We start from the raw sequence: 18,037 nt of genomic DNA on the forward strand, positions 1-18,037 counted from the left end.
ATTAAATATTGTATCAGTTTCCGTATAATAACTTCTGTTCGTCCCGAATATAAATCGGCAACGGCGAATGGAGAATATGAAAAGATCGTTGATTTGGATTCTGCAAATGTATCAAAAGAATCTAATGACTCAAAAAAATTGGATAGTATCAATATCTTGTGAGATATTGATCGATTTCCCACTGGTGGACCGTGGTTCTGAAAGCATCCCACTCAATCTTTGCCATGCTGTCTATGCTGTTAACGACATGCTCCCCGAAGAGATTGCAGATGAGGCTGTCCTCAACGAAGTATTTGTTTGCGGTTATGAGGTCGCCCGGGAGTGTGTCGATATGTGCCTCCTCCCTCTGCGCCTCGGTCATTGCAAAGATGTTCTGGTTTGCGCCCGCCGGCGGCTGCATCTCCTTCTTTATGCCTTCAAGACCGGCGACGAGGATTGCGGCGAATGTCAGATACGGGTTACAGGTCGGGTCGGGGCTTCGAAGCTCGACACGGGTCGATTTGCCGCGGGGTGCCGGAACGCGGATAAGCGCCGTCCTGTTCGACGCACTCCATGAGATGTAAACCGGCGCCTCGTATCCCGGGACAAGGCGCTTGTAGGAGTTTACCGTCGGATTTGCGACACGCGTGATTCCCTTTACGTGGCTTAGAACGCCGGCGATGAACTGAAGTGCCGTATCCGAGAGCTGGAGCGGCGCATTCTCGTCGAAGAATATGTTCTCGCCGTTCTTGAAGAGCGAGCAGTTGGTGTGCATTCCGCTTCCGTTAATGCCGTAGACGGGCTTTGCCATGAAGGTCGCGTTCATGCCGTTTGCAAGCGCAATCGTCTTCGTGACGAACCTGAACGTGACGACATTGTCCGCCATCTCAAGCGCATTTCCGTATTTGAAATCGATCTCGTGCTGGGATTTCGCGACCTCGTGGTGCGATGCCTCGACAACGAAGCCCATATCGGTCAGCGCAATGACGATGTCGCGGCGCACGTCCTCGGCACGGTCGGTAGGCGCCAGATCGAAGTATCCGCCGTGATCCTTGAACTCAAGACTCGGTTCGCCGTCGACCATCCTGAAGAGGAAGAATTCGAGTTCCGGACCCGTATTGAATGTGTATCCCATCTCTTCCGCCTCTTTCATGGCTTTCTTGAGGATATATCGCGGGTCGCCCTCGAAGGGGGTGCCGTTGGGCTTGTAGACGTCGCAGATAAAACGGGCTTCTTTGACATTGCCGTTCTGTTTCCACGGGAGCAGTGCGTATGTCGCGATATCGGGTCTTAAGACCATATCGGACTCTTCTATACGCGAAAAGCCCTCGATTGACGATCCGTCGAAGGAGATGCCGTCTGTCAACGCTTTCTCCGCCTGAATCTGCGGGATGGCGACGTTTTTGATCTGTCCCTGGATATCGGAGAACTGAAGGCGGATGAACTTTACGTTGTCGGCTTCGATTCTTTTGAGCATGTCCGAGATCTCTTTCTCGGTGTAGCCTGTCTTTGAGACTGCTTTCATAATAACAGGTTGCGGGGTGTGTTATTTATAGATATGCGCATTTTCAATATTCTTACGACATAATCTATAGATTAATATATAGATAATCTCCGCGGAAAATGCGTGTTTTTGCCGGCGGCATAGTACATCGGATCGGGCGTGTCAGAAAAGTCGCGTCAATCCCGCCGATTTGCAGGGTCGGCACGTGGTGCCGCGTTCGTGCCCTCATCCGTCTCCGCATCCGCAGCATGATCCTCATTCGGATCCTGATCCTGCGTCATAATGCCGTAGTTTATCGCCGATTCGCAAATTACGCCCGTATACTCTCCTATCTTCTTCAGATTGTCGATAATGTATGCGATTGAGATTATTCCCGCGGTCTGACCGCCGGCGGACTCGATGAGCTGCTTGCTCGATTCGTCACAGTGCCGGTAGTATTTGCCGATTCTCTCATAGATCCGCTGAGATTGCGTCACGTTGCGGTTGCAGAAGGAGTCCACACCCGCTTTGAAGATCTCCATGGCTTCGGCGGCAAGATTCTGGAAGATCTCGCTTGTCTTCTTCTCCGTCGAGAGAAAAATCATGCTGCGGACGTTCTCCGCTATCTGCACCACCTGATCGCCTGTTCGTTCGATGACGCGGGCTATCTGCATGTAGTGAAGAGCGGTCTCGACATTCATGCCCATCTCGTGCGAAAGCGAGACATTTCGGAGGAGAAGGTTGTATTGCCGCGATATCAGCCAGTAGAGTTTGTTTACGTCGCGGTCGCGGAATATCACATCTTCGGCAAGCTCCCTGTCCTTAGTTTTGAGCGCGTATATGGCGTCGTTAAGCATTCCCTCAATGATTACATGCATTCTCGAGATTACGTTCTCAAACGGCATCTCCCCCGGGTTTAAGAGATCCTTTATCGTCATGCTCTTCTCGGTCTCCTCGGAGACTTCCTGACCGATGGATGCCTGAATAAACATTCTGACGGCTTTGTGAGCGAATGAGGGTATCCTCGACGGCGTCGTTATCTTTATCGTGTTAAATCCGGTTACGTAGGCGGCAATAAGGAGGCGGTAGAGATATTCGCAGTCGTAGATATCTTTTAAATCGATTATTTTGACGCGTTCGGCAACCTTTCCGTGTATATGCGGGGTAATCGTAAGCGATCCGTCGGGCTGGCTGATAAGCCCCAGAGGATCGTTCTTTTCTATTTTCGATGCCTTTACCCAGTCCTTTGGCAGCGATATTATATATGAGGCTCCGCCCGTCTTCTGAACTTTTCGTATCTCCATTGCTCCCACTTCCGCAGAAAAATAGCGCTTACTTATTGGATATATATTTGTTATATATTCTATATAGTTTTCGTCGGCGGCGGCATTACAGTAATGACATTGAAATGGCGACATTACAGTAATGACATTGAAGTGACATCATAGAGATATTGCCTCATGCGATGAATCGACTGCTACTTAAGCCATTGCCATGCATTTTGCATAATTTTTGCACTATTTTGGCATTCTGTAAGTGCGGCTAAAAAGGGTTTAAATTATAAAAACGGCGGCTGCGACCGTCGTTGTCCATTCGCCGTCCGCGGGGACAATCGCCGATTCCGCGATATTCATGGTCTTGGCGGGAACCTTGTCGGAGACGCCGGCATACATATCCTTTGCAATCATCTCGGCATAAGCGCCCGCCTCTTCCTTTGACTCCTCGTATGCGTGATATTCGGCGAAATATCCCCAGTCCGTCTCGGGATCCTGCGGTATTGCCATGCCGACTGCGGATGTAATCCTCGCCCCGGGTTCGTTGGACGAGAGGCGCGAGATAACGGTAAAGACAATGCTTCCCGGCATCAGCTCGCTCAAACCTTCCTGTCTGGAAACAATCCGGCATTTCGGCGGGAGTATGGAACTGACTTCGACAAGGTTATAGCAATGGATGGATGCTTTTCTCAGCGCCATCTCAAAGGACGTCAGTCTGTCTTTGTGTGCCCCCGATCCTGAAGTAAAGAAGACTTTTTTCGGTACTAATGCGGATGATACCAATACTGTCACCTGAATGTGTCTATTTGGTTTGTATTTCGTTGCCTTAATGTAGTCTATCTGGTTTGTATTCTGTTGCCTTAATGGTAATGAATCATGAGATTGGGTAACGGGATTTAGGGTGGGATTCGTGGCGGGATTCGGGTCAATAAATTCTTACGCGTAACGGCGATTCTGAATTCATTTCGGATAAATATATCTCTCAAAGCGTCGAAAAATATTTATGAAATACGGATTTTCACAGAGGATAATGAAGACGCCGAAGTCTTTCATAAGAGAAATCCTGAAGGTCACTCAAAGACCCGAAGTCATATCTTTTGCCGGCGGTCTTCCCAATCCTGCGTTAATCGATACTACAGGTATCGGAAAAGCGGCTGAAAAAGTTATACGCGAGGACGGTGCCAATGTCCTGCAGTATTCCACGACGGAAGGCTACCTTCCGCTCCGCGAGTTCATCGCCGACCGCTACAATAAGCGCTACGGTCTCAGTGTCACGCCCAACGAGATACTGATTACCAACGGGTCGCAGCAGTCTCTTGACCTGCTCGGTAAGATACTCATCGACAAGGACGATGCCGTTTTACTCGAGAGACCCGGATACCTCGGTGCAATCCAGTCATTTTCACTTTACGGACCGGAGTTTGTCTCCGTCGACCTCGAAGACGACGGTCCCGACACGGAACAGCTTGCACAGATTGTCGAACAGGAATGCCCGAAGTTCTTCTACGGCATCCCGAACTCGCAGAATCCGTCGGGTATCACATACACGACCGAGAAGCGAAAAGCGGTTGCAAAGATACTCGACGATGCCGATACAATATTCATCGAGGATGACGCATACGGCGAACTTAAGTTCACGGACGAGGTGCTTGCGCCGGTAAAGAAGTACATGCCCGACTACGGCGTCATGACGGGTTCGTTCTCGAAGATAGTCGCGCCCGGCATGAGAATGGGCTGGGTCTGCGCACCCGAGGAGATCATCGACAAGGTTGCGACCGCAAAGCAGGCATCCGATCTTCACTCGAATTATCTCTCGCAGAGAATCATCTCGCAGTATCTTGCCGACAACGACATTGACGCCAAGATAGCGAATATCTGCGCCGTTTACAAAGAGAGATGCGATCTCATGGTAAAGCTGATGGACGAGCTTTTCCCGCCGACGATAAAGCACACGTATCCGAAGGGCGGAATGTTCGTCTGGCTGACGCTGACCAAGGGCATGTCCTCGATGAAGCTCTTCGAACTTGCCATGGAGCAGAATCTTGCGGTCTTACCCGGCAATCCGTTCTACTTCGACGGCGGCGGAGACAATACTGCGAGGATCAACTTCTCGAATGCCTCGCCGGAGAACATTCAGAAGGGTATCGAGATTCTTGCAAAGATCTTCAACGAGTGGAAAGCGTAAGCACGGATGCGGGAATCACGAACAGATATCCCGAAAACCATACTTTTTTGACTTCTTTTCGTTTTTCATCGGTTTGATTGAGTATTATTTGTTTTATTTGCATCGGGGAAAAACTCAACTACTTGCATAACATACATATCTGACATATCATTTTTTACAGATCCAAATCGGGATCTGCGTGGAAAAAACAGGTGGTAAAATGACGAATAAAGCCGATATTACGGATACAAGAGATACGATTGGCAATATCCTTGCATATGTTGCCGGTTCATCTGCGGATTTCGGTCGAACCAAGCTTGTTAAAACGTCATTTTTCGCCGATCTTGTATACTATAACTTATACGGCGAGTTTGTCACCGATGACAGATATATCGTTCAGCAGCACGGACCCATGGGTCGCGTTGCCGGTGAACTGACCATGGATAACTCAGGTAACGGTTATATTCACGTATCGGAGCAGTCGGGAGATTACCTGTGCAAAAAATGCATTCCTGTGGTTTCCAATCCGTCTCTGGAAGGATATTCCGAGCCTGTAAAGAACTCTGTCGAGGGCAGCCGGCTCTGGATTGAGCCGAAATCCGCAGCCGAAGTCAGTGAGATTACCCATAATCTGAGTATCTGGGATGAAACCAGGATGTTTGGCGAGATCTCTAAGGAGAATTTCAGGCTAAGTCCCGCCGACTGTGAATATCTGAAGAATAACGGTATTGTCATAGGCGATTTCGGGCGAAAACTCTGTTCCGTAACGAATAACCTGCCCAAAGTCATTAACGCCGTAGAATACGCCGAGATTGACGATGCATTAACTCAGCTTACAAAGATGTTTCCTGTCGACATGTGGGGAGAATGGGACGACTGTTTCCTTGCCTGCGCAGATGCGGTCAGAGAAGTCTGCCGCAGCGAAAAATCATCTCCGCTTCTCAAGAAAGTCTGCGAATACGGCGGAGGTATGGCTGTTGCTCTGGCGTTTGCTCCAAACCTCGATAAATGGGTGACCGGTGTTTTGGATGAGTATACGGTCTTCTTCGATAAGACTTCCTGTGATGCCGCAGGCGCTATGGGAGAGATCAATGATCTCAATGACTCCGCAAAGGATGCCGTTGATTCCCTGATGACCAAACTCAGAAATAATGTTCTGAATTGAATATATAGGAGTGACCTTTTTTTGTCATATTTTTTGGACAGCAATGTTATTGCGGGTTTTTATCTCTCCGAAGTTCACAGACTTTCCAATCCTTCCCGTAATGTGTTTAATTCCGGCGTCAAATGCTGGTGGAGTCAGCGTGTTCATGACGAATGTTTTGGAAGAAATGAGACTTCGGGAGTCTGCGGCAGGGAAACTTACAATGCAAGGAATGAGTTCAGGAGGCTTATTGCGGAGTTTGACAGGGGAAGTTTTTCAGAATCTTCATTTGAGAATTATCCTCTGATTGGAAATGCTGTCAGGAATCATTTAATTTCGACAATCTGTTCGACCTATGAATTGCGGCTTTGGATTGAACAGTTTAAAAGAGATTTTACACAGGTATGCAATTCCAGAAAAAAAGAGATTGATGAGCGCCTCAATTTGCATATCCGCGAAAAAAGCTATCAGGATATAAAAAAGCTGATCGTTTCCGATATTCGTTTTGAGAATATTGAACTTGATGAGTCCGATCTTGAGATCTGGCTTGATGCACACGACTTATGTTTAACCGTGAATGAGGAGATTACTTTTATCTCGGATAACAAAAAGCATGTCTCTGCCGCGGCGCATATCATAACACAGCATACTTCGATACATGCTGTCCGCGAACTTGAGTCATTCAGGACTTAAAGCGTCAAAAAAGTCATTTTTCCTGTAATGTTACTATATGTAACATGGGCAACAATCATTTGTTACAATATATAACTTGTATTCGGCACATGTTACATTTTGAAACAATATTGCTACGATAACGGCAATTAAAGGAAAATAGCAAGAAAAGGGCAATAAAGTAACGAAAAATATAGTCGGGTAAATGTGCTAAAAGTTTTAAATATGATTTGAATCCTTACGAGTCCGGATTCTGCGAGCGTATGTAGACGTTGACTGCCGCCGTTATCGCCGCAGATTCCTTGCCGTGCCTGAGCGATGCCGCAAGCGTCTGCATCCTTGCCTCGTCGTCCCTCAGATAGCGCGAGAGATTCTTCTGAATATTCTCTTCCTGCAGGAAACCCGTATGGGTATTGCCGGAGATAAACTCGGGGCTGCTCATAATCGCGTGATGAAGGGGAAGCGTGGTCTGAACACCCAGAATAACATACTCATAAATCGCTCTCCTCATCCTGTCGATTGCCTCGTCGCGATCCATGCCCCATGCGCAGAGCTTCGAGATCATCGAGTCGTACATCGGCGGAATCGAATAACCCATGTGAATACCCGAATCCACACGGATACCGGGACCTCCGGGGCTTCTGTATCTTACTATTTTTCCTGGGTCGGCGACGAAGTTATTGAGCGGATCCTCGGCATTGATACGGCACTCGATTGCATGACCGTGAACCGAGATATCCTCCTGCGTAAAGGGGAGTTTTTCGCCGGCGGCGATGCGAATCTGCTGACGGACAAGGTCAATGCCCGTAATCATCTCGGTGATCGTATGCTCGACCTGAAGACGGGTATTCATCTCCATGAAGTAGTAGTTGCCGTTGGAGTAAAGGAACTCCACCGTTCCCGCATTGTAGTAACCCGAGACCTCCGCAACCTTGAGAGCCGACTTTGACATCCTCTCGCGGAGTTCGTCGGTCATGATGGGACAGGGCGCCTCCTCGACAAGCTTCTGATGCCTTCTCTGAATCGAGCATTCCCTGTCATAGAGGTGAACGCGGTTGCCGAACTTGTCGCAGAGAACCTGAAACTCGATATGTCGCGGCTTGACAAGATACTTCTCGATAAAAACGGTCGGATCGCCGAAAGCCGACTTGGCGATACGCATCGATTTCTCGATAGCCTCCTCGAGTTCGCTCTCGGAGTTGACGACCTGCATACCGATACCGCCGCCGCCCGCCGAAGCCTTGACGATGACGGGGTAACCGATCTCCGCCGAGATCCTTTTTGCCTCGGCAAGAGTGGTCACGCCGTCGGGAGTGTAGGGAAGGACGGGGACGCCGGCGTTCTCCATCATATGCTTTGAGCCGAGCTTGGAGCCCATCATCTCGATGGTCTTCCAGGACGGACCTATGAAATTGATGCCGTTTTCCTCGCAGAGTTTTGCGAACTCGGCATTCTCCGCAAGGAAACCGTAACCCGGATGAATCGCGTCCGCATCCGCGTTCAGTGCCGTCTCGATAATCTTCTCCTTATTGAGATAACTCTTGGACGGGTGGGCTTCGCCCAGGAGATATGCCGCATCGGCATACTTGACATGAAGTGCATTGGAATCCGGCGCGGAATAGACCGCCACGGTCTCGATACCGAGCTCGCGGCACCCGCGCATTATCCTTATTGCAATCTCGCCGCGGTTTGCAATCAGCACCTTATCGAAATATTTCATCTGAAACCTCTGCTACCCTTATTCTATTACAAGCAGAACGTCGCCGGTCTGCACGGTATCGCCGGCATCGACGAAGATCTGTGTAACCTTACCCTCTTTGGTCGACTTAATCGGGTTCTCCATCTTCATTGCCTCGAGGACAACGAGGGTATCGCCGACTTTGACCTGGGCGCCGATATTGGTCTCGACCTTGAGAACCATTCCCTGCATATTGCTGACAATGCCGCCCTTGATGTCACGCGGGATCTTCTTGGCGCCGATGGAGTTCACGGACTCGACCGTGCTGCCGTCGACGGAAAGGATTCTGACGGCAAATATCTCGCCGTCGACCTCGACCTCCATGCTGCTCGGCACTTTATAGGTGTCGTGCGAGACCTCGGCGTGCACCGGAAGCGGCTCGCCTTTCCTCTCGCCTTTCAGGAAGGAGGGTGCAATCGCGGGGTAGAGGATATACGTGAGGATATCCTCTTCCTTCGAGACAATGCCCTTCTCGCGTGCCTCGGCACCCATCTTCTCGTAGAGCGGCTCCAGAAGGTCGCCCGGTCTTCCGGTATAGGGTTTGTCGTCGCCGAGGATCTGTTTTATGAGTTCGGGTGAGACGACGCCCGGCGCCGCTCCGTAAAGTCCCCTCAGGTAATCCTTGACTTCCTGAGTGACGTTGGTGTAGCGTCCGCCCATTATGACGTTTAAGACCGCCTGCGTTCCGACAATCTGACTTGTCGGGGTCACGAGCGGCGGATAACCGAGATCTTTTCTGACGTTGGGTATCTCCTTATGGACCTCGTCGAGTTTGTCGAGGGCGTTCTGCTCCTTGAGCTGCGAGATGAGATTGGAGATCATTCCGCCCGGGAGCTGATAGATAAGGACATCGCTGTCGATTCTCTCCGATATCGGCGATATGAGGGTCTTGTATCTGTCCCTGACCTCAAGGCATCTGTTCTTGATATCGCGGAGCGTTATCAGACTGATTCCGGTATCCCTGTCGGTTCCGTTGAGGCTTGCGACAATGCTCTCGGTCGCGGGCTGCGATGTGCCGAATGCAAACGGCGACATGGCGGTATCGAGGATATCCACGCCCGCCTCGATTGCCGCCTGATAGCTCATCGGAGATATTCCGCTTGTGGAGTGTGAATGAAGATCAACCGGAATATCTATCTTCTTCTTTATGCCGGCGATGAGCTCGCGGGCGTCGTTGGGCATGATGAGTCCCGCCATGTCCTTGATACAGATTGAATCGCAGCCTTTTGCATAGAGTTCCTCGGCCATTGCGATGAATTTGGCGTTTGAGTGGACGGGGCTTGTCGTGTAACTTATTGTGCCCTGAAGGTGTCCGCCGATGTCTTTTACGGCATCGAAGGATGTCTGCATGTTCCTTATGTCGTTGAGTGCATCAAAGACGCGGAATACGTCAACGCCGTTTTTGCCTGCCGCTTCTATGAATTTCCTGACGACGTCGTCGGGGTAGTGCTTGTATCCGACAAGGTTCTGACCGCGGAGGAGCATCTGAATCGGCGTCTTTTTAAGAACGGATTTCAGGTCGCGAAGCCTCTCCCACGGGTCGTCGTTTAAGTAACGGATACAACTGTCGAATGTTGCGCCTCCCCATGCCTCTACTGAAAAGAACCCTGCCTTGTCGATTGCTTTCGCAACAGGCATCATATCCTCAGTCTTTAATCTGGTTGCGATTAAGGACTGATGAGCATCCCTTAGGGTAGTATCTGTAATTTTCACAGGATTTTTCACACTCATATTTATCTCCAACTTTGAGGCTGAATGCAGATTCATTTATTGTCCGTATTGTCAGCCTCAATACCGCGATTATCTTGGATCTTTAATCCTTATTAGGTATCTTTCCCACACTATAAATAAGTCACTAACGTAAGAAATGTGCACAGAAATAACGCCGTTGCACAAAATATGGGTATATAATCGGATTTTGATTTATCAAAGACCGGCTGCAACCTTCCGCCGTGTCTGTAGCCGCGGATTGCAAGTACTTTCGACTGTTCTTTTGAGTCTTTCAGCGAGTTTATGAGGATGATTCCGGCGACGGAGAGGTAATCCGCGCACCGGAGTCTGTCCTTTCCTCCCCGATAAACGGCTTTCATCCTGTGGGCAACCTTAGTCCGGGCATAGTCTGTGCTCAGCTGCCGGATTTTTTGAACGGCGATTGCGGAGATAAGCCCGAGTTCAAAGCCGTATCTCTCGCCGAGGAGCCATGTCATTACATTTAGCATGTCTCTTGAGGATAACTCCGTGTAGGCATAGCCCGCAATGAGAATTATCGTGCTCATGCGGATGAAATACGAAATTCCGGGAAGTCCGCGATACTCCATCAGAAGTGAGATTGCGCCCGTTATCATGAAGAGTCCGAGGAAGATCTTCGGCGACGGCAGCGACTTTAAGCGCTTTGAGAAGACGAGCCACCAGATAAAAGCTAGAGCCGCCCCCGTTACCGACGCGTATGCCGATACGGAGAGCAGAAAGACGCTCAGTAGTTTAAGGCGTGCGTCTTTCATTGTTTATCACCGCCGTTCATCCCGTGCGCCGATGCATCTTCTTCAACCGCGATTTCGCCGATGCCGCAGACCGCATCCGCGAATGTGGCACCTCTTAGCTCGGCGCCTTTCGAGAGTGCGTATCCGATATATTCGGGTGCGCCGCCCCATCTTCGAAGTGTCTGCGTGTCGGAGGCTTTTCCGAGATATACGAGCCGTTTATCTTTTATCTCCCATATACGGTCGGCATGCGGGAGAACGGTCTTTTCGTGCGTAAATATGATTATGACTTTAGGTCTGCCGCATGATCCCGCGGCGGAAAAGAGCGGGCATGAGGCAAATTCTTCTTTTCTGACGGTATCCAGCGTGCTGAAAGGCTCGTCGAGTATGATAAGGTCGGCATCTCCGGAGAGGATGCAGGCTAGCTGAAGTCTTTTGAGTTCGCCGGCGGAGAGCTTTGCGGGGTCAAAGTTCCTCCTTTCGCTCAGACCGAGATATTTCAGTATCTTTTCTGTCTCTTCCGCGGTCTTTCCCCACGAAATTATCTCTTTTTCCACGGTTGCCTGCGTTATGTGATATGAGGCAAACTGCATCAGAAATACACGTTTTTCGATTCCCGCGGATGAAACTACTCCCTCGGTGACATCCGCAAGCCCCGATTCCGATAAGGCGTATGCAAGCGTAGATTTTCCGCTCCCCGTTTTCCCCGTAATGATGTGCACGCCGCTTTCAAAGACGGCATCGGCATTCAGAGTAAACCCGCCGCGTGAGATTTTAAGCCCTTTAAGCTCGAGTTTTGGGGAGATTTCCGCACCGGCATCCGATACATTAACGGTAGTTTCGGCAAATGCGGGAAATTCGGCAGTTTCGGAAGTCTCAGTCGTCGCATCTGCGGTTTTTTCAACGGCGGCGTCAATCCGCATCTTAGTGGGAAGGAAAGGCGACCCCTGCAGTTTCAGTCTTTCAAAGACCGCGTTTGGGGTTCCTGAATACTTTACCCTGCCGTTTTCCATGAAAATGAGAAAATCGGCATCCGCGGCGATATCCATGTTCTGCGTGCAGTGTATGATATAGGGGCTGTCCTTGTCCCGCAACTTTGCGTGTTCCCCGCTGTCGTCCGCGTTTGCGTAAAGAGCGCTGCTATTAAGGTCCTTAAGCGCCGCCATTATCCTGCCGGATGTCTCCCTGTCCAGATGCGAGTCGGGTTCATCGAGGACAAGTATTCGCGGTGAGCTTATTATCGCCGTTGCGAGCGCTGTGCAGGCTTTTTCGCCGCCGGAGATATTTCGCGTTTCCTTGTCGGTAAGGTCGGCAATTCCGAGGAGTTCCGCAGCGGCGACGAGTTTCTCGGAGATTTTCTCCGGCGTTTCGAAAGCAAACCTCAGCGGCGATGTTATCTCATCGGCGACATTCTCGAAGATAATGCCGTTGTCGAAGAATTCGGGGACATATCCCGTATCAAGACTGCGCACGGGAACACCGTCCGCGAGGACACTGCCCGTTTTCGCCTCGTAATACCCGCATAAGAGCCTTGCCAGAGTGGACTTGCCGCTACCGTTCTCCCCGATGATGCACGTGATGCCGTTTGGCACGCAAAGCCTGTCAATCTCCAGAATCCTTAACTTCAGACTGTTTATCTCAATCATTTCGGCTTACCTGTCGGCATCGGCGTGCGTTTTCCAATCCACCTTATCCTAACCTGATCCTAACCTGATCCTGACCTAATCCGTGCCTTCATTCGTGCTTTCATCCGCGCTGTCTTCCTCATCCGCGCTTTTGATTCTCTCCGAGATCAGATACGCCGCGGCAATCTTCAGTATATCGCCGATGACGAACGGAGCGGCGCCGATGAGCAGGGCATCGCCGATTGACAGCCCGGTCGATATCGATATCCAGATAACGCCGCAGGCTGTTATTGCGGCCGATCCGAGGACGAGTCCGGCGATTTTTATTGTCTTTGACTTTCGTTCGCAGGCGATTCCGACGATGAGCGCCGCGATTATAAATCCGAACATGTATCCGCCCGTCGGACCCATGAGAATCCCGGGGCCAGATGTCATCTGATGGAACAGGGGAAGACCGAGGGTGCCCAGAACAATGTATAAAACCGCGGGAATTGCGGCATGGCGTTTCATAACGCAGCCGCAGAGCAGAATGAAAAGGGTCTGAAGCGTGACGGGAACGGGAACCATCGGGATTACAATATAACTGCCGATTGCAAAAAGCGCGATAAATATTGCCGTTTGATAAATTATCTCCGTTCTCCGTATGTCTCCGTACATCTTGTCAACCTGTGTCAACAAAGTTGGTTGACAAGATATTTAACAGATGTGTATTGCGTGAATTTTACGGAGATAACCCGGCAGAATTGCAGGATAAAAGGCAACGAAATAGGTATATTTTTATTATGTTTTAATTTTTAGATACTATCAAAAATTTATGATATTATATGATCCGACAGTCTTTGCCGAACTTTGCCGACATTATAAAAAGCTCATTTTCAGGAATAACGCTTGTATATTCCGTTTTCACGCTTTTTCTCTGAGGCAGCGCTGATATAGGTACCTTCGGTGATGTTCTCATAGCCCTTCCGCCTCAAAGCCTCCTTTATGCTCTCGGCATGGGGACAGCGGTCATGGTGATGATTCTCGGTCACAATGCATGAAGAAAGATGAACTGCGACTTTATTTTTCGGAATATCGGTCTTTTTCTCGAGTTTTCTGCCGAAGTGGTCGACCGCCGCAAGAGCGCACGGATTCTCGCAGCCGCCGCAGGTAACCGCAATATAGGGAATATCGCGCGGATATACTTCGAAAAAGGCTTTTCGCTCGAAAAATGTCTGCGAACAGGCAAAACCGCTGCACCGTTTTCTGGCGTTTTCGCACTGAATTATCAGAACATAACGGATATCTTTCTTTTCCATCGCCGATGTCCCCATGTCCCGTTGAAAAAAAGTATTATTTGATTAAATCTGCGTGCAGTCGCCGGAGACCGCCTTTTCTATGGTTCCGTTGTCTTTCTTGATAATAAGAGCGCCGTGGTCGTCGATATCCATAGCCAGACCTTCAATCGTCTTTCTCGGCGTCGTAACCCTCACTCTTCTGTCAAGCGTCAGCGAAAGGCTCTTCCATTCCTTGATAATCGGCTCGAAATCGTTTTTCATGACGAAATCGTAGCGGAGCTCGAACTCCTTCAGGAACTGCGCAAAGAACTCGACGCGGTTTATATCCGCGCCCGTCTCGTCCTTAAGCGACGTAACCGCGACCGGCTTGTCGTTATTGAAGACTTCCGGAGTCACATTCGCGTCGATTCCGATACCGAGCAGACAGTGGTGAATAACGTCGGCTTCGGCGGATAACTCCAGATAAAGCCCGCTTACCTTTTTATCGCCGATATAAATGTCGTTCGGCCATTTTATGAGAGCGCCGACATCATACATGTTCCTTATGGTTCTCGCGACCGCAATCGATGCCGCCATCGTTATGAAAAACAGGCGATCCACCGAGATATCCGGTTTCAGAATGATTGTAGTCCAGATTCCGCCAGGCGGCGACGACCATGCGCGTCCGAGTCTGCCGTAACCGCCGGTCTGCTCTTCGGCGATGATAACCGTTCCGTCAAGAGTATTTATGTCGTTCTTGGCGCAGAGTTCCTTTGCTACCCATGTCGTCGACTCCGTTTTCTCGAAATAACGGATATCCTGCCCTATAAAACGCGTCTTAAGGTATTTTTTTATCTCGTGCGGAAGAAGACCCGCGGTAGTGCTTACAAGCTCGTAGCCGTCCGTTCTTGAAGAATTGATGGAGTATCCGAGCGCTTTCAGCTCCTTTATATCCTTCCAGACGGCAGAACGTGTTATGCCGAGGATCCTGCTTATTTCTTCGCCCGATACGGGCTCTTTTCTCTCTTCAAGGATTTTTAAAATCTTTCCTGCTGTTTCATTCATTCCGATTACCCTATTGAATGCCTTTTATTGCCTCTGATATACGGGAACAATTCGCAAAATTGCGAATGAATCATATATAAAAGTTAGTGTCTCCGTTTAGAATAATATTTCTACGTTGGCAGTACAGAAATTCCTGATAAACTCCTTTGACGGCAGTTCGTGTATTGATGTTATGACATAGTATCCTTCGCCGTGCTTCTTCGCAATCATGACCTTTTTGCCGTCCTTCGTCGAGGCAATGACCTCGCATTCGGGGGCGGTGTCGTCGTCGAAATACCCGTCGAATTCAATGCCGTTCTCGTCGAAATCGGCTGTAATGCCGGAGAACTCATTGTTTTTGTCGACCGTTATCGGCGCGTTGAAGTAATCGTGAACGTAACTGCACTTAAACGGCAGCCAGCCGTATGTGTTGCTGTCCGCGGTCATGGCGCCGAAACAGAGGACTCTTCCGCCTTTCTTCACGAACTTCTCTATTCTGTCCGCCGATGCGCGAAGCGCCGGAAGAATACCCGAATACATTCTGTTTCCGAAACCCGTCGGAATTACGAGGGCAACGATATTTCCCTTGTAAAACGGCGTTGCGAGCATCTGCGGGCTTACAAGTTCGCATGTGACGCCGCAGTCCTCGATATATTTGTTCATAAAGCCCGCAGTGTCGCAGGCTATTCCCGCTTTTGATTTCATCCCTTTATCACTCCTAACGGCTCAAATCTGGCGACCTTCAGGGAAATTCCCGCTTCATGGACGACTCTTACGACCTCGCTGCTTGACTTGTAGGCATCGGGGGCTTCTTCGGCTATGACCTTGTTGCTCGTCGCCTTTACGAAGATGCCGCGTTTCTCGAGATCTTCCTTGATTTCCTGCCCGCTCATGCCTTCTTTTGCTTTTGTGCGCGAGAATACCCTGCCCGAGCCGTGACAGGTGCTTCCGAATGTCTTCTCCATCGCCGCCGCCGTTCCTTTGAGCAGATATGATGCCGTTCCCATGCTTCCCGGAATCAGGACGGGCTGTCCGACCGATACGAGATCGCTCGGGAGATCGGGCGAATTCGGACCGAATGAGCGTGTTGCGCCTTTTCTGTGGACGCAGACCGTCTTTCTTCTGCCGTCTATCTCGTATTCCTCGAACTTGGCAACGTTGTGGCAGACGTCGTAGACGAGTCTGAGTTCGTCGTATTCGGTTCCGTAGATCTTACAGAAGACCTCGCGGACCATATGCGTTATCATCTGCCGGTTTGCCCACGCATAATTGGCGCAAGCCGCCATTGCGCCGAAGTATGCCTTTCCTTCGTCGCTCTTTATCGGTGCGCAGGCAAGCTGATTGTCGGGGATATTTATGCCGTATTTCTTTGTTGCGGCTTCAATCTCTTTCAGATGGTCGGTGCAGACCTGATGTCCGAGACCGCGTGAGCCGCAGTGTATCATTATGCAGAGATTGTCCTTTTCGACGCCGAACTTTGCCGCCGCTTCTTCGTCCATTATCTCGGCGGTCTTCTGCACCTCGAGGAAATGGTTTCCGGAGCCGAGGGTGCCGCATTGCGGAATGCCGCGTGCTATCGCCTTTTTGCTCACAAACGCCGTATCCGCGCCTTTCATGCAGCCGTTGTCCTCGCATCTGATGAGGTCCCGCGGTGTGCCGTAGCCGTTGTTTACCATCCATCCCGCACCCTCGTTCATGATGTCGTCAAGCTCCTTTTCGTTGAGTTTTTTCTCGGCATGGGTGCCGACGCCGGTGGGCACGGTGTGGAAGAGTTCGGTGATTAGGCGTTTTATCTTGGGCATTTCGTTCGACGAGGCTTTTACCGGCGTTGTTATGAGTCTTACGCCGCAGTTGATATCGAAGCCGACGCCTCCGGGTGAGATGATTCCCGTATCCGCGTCGAATCCGGCGACGCCGCCGATGGGAAAGCCGTATCCCCAGTGAACATCGGGCATTGCAAGCGAGTATTTCAGGATTCCGGGAAGGGTTGCCACATTTGCGAGCTGTGTTACCGCACCCTCCTCAAGGGTCTGCGCAAGGAGTTCCGAGATATATATTCTTGCCGGCACCGACATATTCGGCATGAATCCTTCCTTTAATTCCCATTCCACATCACTTATTTTGTTTATTTTGTCAATCATCACTCAGCCTCGGATTCGGTTTCTGTCTTATATTTGTTTATTATTTTGTCTTGTTATTTTGTCTTTTTTTGTCTTATTGTATCTTAGATGATATTCTGAATTATTGTATCGGTACTTATATTATGTTTAATGTTGACGCAATGTCGGCGCAAAGCCGATGCGGAGTTGATGCAAAGTCAATGCAGTCAGTCGACGCAGACGGCGCCGATTTACGCGGAACCCATTTACGCGTGACCGATTTCCGCGGGGTTATACGTCAAAGATTATCTCCGCCTGATAATATATCCCGTCATCTTCGGAAATCTCCTCAATCTCGACGCCGGAGCGCGATATGCCTTTTATCTCGGTGCCGCCGCCGTGCTTCTCAAGTACAAACGGCTCGCCCGTGACCTCGGCTTTCAGCGTATTTCCGGTAATCTTGGGTTTTACGCCCGAAAGCACGAGGCAGTCGACCTCCGCGACGAAGAGCAGTTCAGAGAGAAAATCTATGAGAAGGTTTGAGAGCGAATCCGATTCGACCTCAATCTCTTTTGTCACGCAGGCGTCGCCGGTCGCGTCATTGTTCTCGAACATTATCGAGAACATGGCTCTTGCGGACTCGGAAAAGAGTTCTTCGGGGCTCCTGCCTCTGCATCGGAACAGATAGTCTGCGGTGTGGTCCAATTCTTCAAAAGACATTTTAAAAACGGGATTTGGAAATCCGGAATTTCCTTATGCGGTGTATGAATAATCCGTGAACTGCGGAATCATATCCTTGCTTACGCAACTGATGAATCTTGCCTGATATATTGAGATATAGAGGATGTATTTTCCGATATAAATCTCTATATCCGTCGGTTTTGCGGGTTTTACAAGCGTGGACAGCAGAATCGGACCGCCGCAGGATGTGCACACTCTGAAATCGTGGCCTTTATCAAGGATATACCGGCGAACTTCTTCGGATACGGTGATATCGTATGGAGAATTTTTCTCCGTAGGTTCAGAATACATTGCTTATTATTCGGCATGTAAGGCTAAAATAGATTACTCATTAAGTA

17 protein-coding genes are annotated in these 18,037 nt (G+C 49.8%); 3 read left to right on the plus strand and 14 right to left on the minus strand.

Going from position 1 to position 18,037, the window contains the following annotated elements:
• Positions 1-148: 148 nt before the first annotated feature.
• The 3 genes from T502_RS03310 to T502_RS03320 form a co-directional block, all read right to left on the minus strand.
• Positions 149-1,504 carry a glutamine synthetase family protein gene (locus T502_RS03310; RefSeq protein WP_052359122.1) on the minus strand — a complete coding sequence of 452 codons (1,356 nt, stop codon included), beginning with the start codon at positions 1,502-1,504 and terminating at the stop codon, positions 149-151.
• A gap of 155 nt (positions 1,505-1,659) precedes the next feature.
• Positions 1,660-2,766, minus strand: a complete 1,107-nt coding sequence (locus T502_RS03315) for a phosphate signaling complex PhoU family protein (protein WP_084173008.1) — start codon at positions 2,764-2,766, stop codon at positions 1,660-1,662.
• 249 nt (positions 2,767-3,015) lie between these two features.
• Positions 3,016-3,519, minus strand: a complete 504-nt coding sequence (locus T502_RS03320; protein ID WP_042705688.1) for a pyruvoyl-dependent arginine decarboxylase — start codon at positions 3,517-3,519, stop codon at positions 3,016-3,018.
• 220 nt (positions 3,520-3,739) lie between these two features.
• Here T502_RS03320 and T502_RS03325 point away from each other — a divergent pair, with 220 nt between their 5' ends.
• The 3 genes from T502_RS03325 (at position 3,740) to T502_RS03335 (ending at position 6,737) form a co-directional block, all read left to right on the plus strand.
• The gene (locus T502_RS03325) at positions 3,740-4,921 is read left to right on the plus strand and encodes an aminotransferase-like domain-containing protein (protein ID WP_042705689.1); all 1,182 of its coding nucleotides are present in this window, start codon (positions 3,740-3,742) and stop codon (positions 4,919-4,921) included.
• A gap of 199 nt (positions 4,922-5,120) precedes the next feature.
• Entirely contained in the window at positions 5,121-6,065 is a 945-nt protein-coding gene (locus T502_RS03330; RefSeq protein ID WP_042705690.1) for a DUF4065 domain-containing protein, read from the plus strand.
• 102 nt (positions 6,066-6,167) lie between these two features.
• Positions 6,168-6,737 carry a hypothetical protein gene (locus tag T502_RS03335; RefSeq protein ID WP_169736977.1) on the plus strand — a complete coding sequence of 190 codons (570 nt, stop codon included), beginning with the start codon at positions 6,168-6,170 and terminating at the stop codon, positions 6,735-6,737.
• A gap of 217 nt (positions 6,738-6,954) precedes the next feature.
• Here T502_RS03335 and T502_RS03340 read toward each other — a convergent pair whose 3' ends face one another.
• From T502_RS03340 to T502_RS03395, 11 genes are all read right to left on the minus strand, one after another.
• Positions 6,955-8,436, minus strand: coding sequence for an acetyl-CoA carboxylase biotin carboxylase subunit (locus tag T502_RS03340; RefSeq protein WP_042705692.1), 1,482 nt, complete (start codon positions 8,434-8,436; stop codon positions 6,955-6,957).
• 18 nt (positions 8,437-8,454) lie between these two features.
• Complete coding sequence (locus T502_RS03345) at positions 8,455-10,185, minus strand: pyruvate/oxaloacetate carboxyltransferase (protein ID WP_042705850.1); 1,731 nt, start codon at positions 10,183-10,185, stop codon at positions 8,455-8,457.
• Between the two features lie 110 nt (positions 10,186-10,295).
• A complete protein-coding gene (locus T502_RS03350) occupies positions 10,296-10,955 on the minus strand; it encodes an energy-coupling factor transporter transmembrane component T (RefSeq protein WP_042705693.1) in 660 nt (219 codons plus the stop codon).
• Positions 10,952-12,580, minus strand: a complete 1,629-nt coding sequence (locus T502_RS08520) for an energy-coupling factor ABC transporter ATP-binding protein (RefSeq protein ID WP_052359124.1) — start codon at positions 12,578-12,580, stop codon at positions 10,952-10,954. The genes T502_RS03350 and T502_RS08520 overlap by 4 nt, the downstream gene beginning before the upstream one ends.
• 75 nt (positions 12,581-12,655) lie before the next feature.
• Complete coding sequence (locus tag T502_RS03365; RefSeq protein WP_052359125.1) at positions 12,656-13,216, minus strand: biotin transporter BioY; 561 nt, start codon at positions 13,214-13,216, stop codon at positions 12,656-12,658.
• 218 nt (positions 13,217-13,434) lie between these two features.
• On the minus strand, positions 13,435-13,857 hold the full coding sequence (locus tag T502_RS03370; RefSeq protein ID WP_042705694.1) for a CGGC domain-containing protein: 423 nt from the start codon (positions 13,855-13,857) through the stop codon (positions 13,435-13,437).
• Positions 13,858-13,899: 42 nt separating this feature from the next.
• Positions 13,900-14,880 (minus strand): biotin--[acetyl-CoA-carboxylase] ligase, encoded by a 981-nt coding sequence (locus tag T502_RS03375; protein WP_042705695.1) that lies wholly within the window; start codon positions 14,878-14,880, stop codon positions 13,900-13,902.
• Between the two features lie 96 nt (positions 14,881-14,976).
• Positions 14,977-15,564 carry a hypothetical protein gene (locus T502_RS03380; RefSeq protein ID WP_042705696.1) on the minus strand — a complete coding sequence of 196 codons (588 nt, stop codon included), beginning with the start codon at positions 15,562-15,564 and terminating at the stop codon, positions 14,977-14,979.
• On the minus strand, positions 15,561-17,000 hold the full coding sequence (locus T502_RS03385) for an RtcB family protein (RefSeq protein ID WP_042705697.1): 1,440 nt from the start codon (positions 16,998-17,000) through the stop codon (positions 15,561-15,563). The genes T502_RS03380 and T502_RS03385 overlap by 4 nt, the downstream gene beginning before the upstream one ends.
• A 249-nt stretch (positions 17,001-17,249) precedes the next feature.
• Positions 17,250-17,678: an archease gene (locus tag T502_RS03390; RefSeq protein WP_042705698.1), complete on the minus strand. Its 429-nt coding sequence runs from the start codon at positions 17,676-17,678 to the stop codon at positions 17,250-17,252.
• A gap of 33 nt (positions 17,679-17,711) precedes the next feature.
• A complete protein-coding gene (locus T502_RS03395; RefSeq protein ID WP_042705699.1) occupies positions 17,712-17,990 on the minus strand; it encodes a hypothetical protein in 279 nt (92 codons plus the stop codon).
• Positions 17,991-18,037 lie beyond the last annotated feature (47 nt).

The organism is Methanomicrobium mobile BP (assembly GCF_000711215.1).
In the GTDB taxonomy this organism is placed as follows: domain Archaea; phylum Halobacteriota; class Methanomicrobia; order Methanomicrobiales; family Methanomicrobiaceae; genus Methanomicrobium; species Methanomicrobium mobile.

What these genes read in the sequence shown, in the direction of transcription:
- T502_RS03375 (WP_042705695.1), bottom strand. Translation starts at nt 14,880, where the DNA reads ATGAATGAAACAGCAGGAAAGATTTTAAAAATCCTTGAAGAGAGAAAA.
- T502_RS03315 (WP_084173008.1), bottom strand. Translation starts at nt 2,766, where the DNA reads ATGGAGATACGAAAAGTTCAGAAGACGGGCGGAGCCTCATATATAATA.
- T502_RS03325 (WP_042705689.1), top strand. Translation starts at nt 3,740, where the DNA reads ATGAAATACGGATTTTCACAGAGGATAATGAAGACGCCGAAGTCTTTC.
- T502_RS03385 (WP_042705697.1), bottom strand. Translation starts at nt 17,000, where the DNA reads ATGATTGACAAAATAAACAAAATAAGTGATGTGGAATGGGAATTAAAG.
- T502_RS08520 (WP_052359124.1), bottom strand. Translation starts at nt 12,580, where the DNA reads ATGATTGAGATAAACAGTCTGAAGTTAAGGATTCTGGAGATTGACAGG.
- T502_RS03380 (WP_042705696.1), bottom strand. Translation starts at nt 15,564, where the DNA reads ATGAAATCAAAAGCGGGAATAGCCTGCGACACTGCGGGCTTTATGAAC.
- T502_RS03370 (WP_042705694.1), bottom strand. Translation starts at nt 13,857, where the DNA reads ATGGAAAAGAAAGATATCCGTTATGTTCTGATAATTCAGTGCGAAAAC.
- T502_RS03390 (WP_042705698.1), bottom strand. Translation starts at nt 17,678, where the DNA reads ATGTCTTTTGAAGAATTGGACCACACCGCAGACTATCTGTTCCGATGC.
- T502_RS03350 (WP_042705693.1), bottom strand. Translation starts at nt 10,955, where the DNA reads ATGAAAGACGCACGCCTTAAACTACTGAGCGTCTTTCTGCTCTCCGTA.
- T502_RS03340 (WP_042705692.1), bottom strand. Translation starts at nt 8,436, where the DNA reads ATGAAATATTTCGATAAGGTGCTGATTGCAAACCGCGGCGAGATTGCA.
- T502_RS03365 (WP_052359125.1), bottom strand. Translation starts at nt 13,216, where the DNA reads ATGTACGGAGACATACGGAGAACGGAGATAATTTATCAAACGGCAATA.
- T502_RS03395 (WP_042705699.1), bottom strand. Translation starts at nt 17,990, where the DNA reads ATGTATTCTGAACCTACGGAGAAAAATTCTCCATACGATATCACCGTA.
- T502_RS03310 (WP_052359122.1), bottom strand. Translation starts at nt 1,504, where the DNA reads ATGAAAGCAGTCTCAAAGACAGGCTACACCGAGAAAGAGATCTCGGAC.
- T502_RS03345 (WP_042705850.1), bottom strand. Translation starts at nt 10,185, where the DNA reads ATGAGTGTGAAAAATCCTGTGAAAATTACAGATACTACCCTAAGGGAT.
- T502_RS03330 (WP_042705690.1), top strand. Translation starts at nt 5,121, where the DNA reads ATGACGAATAAAGCCGATATTACGGATACAAGAGATACGATTGGCAAT.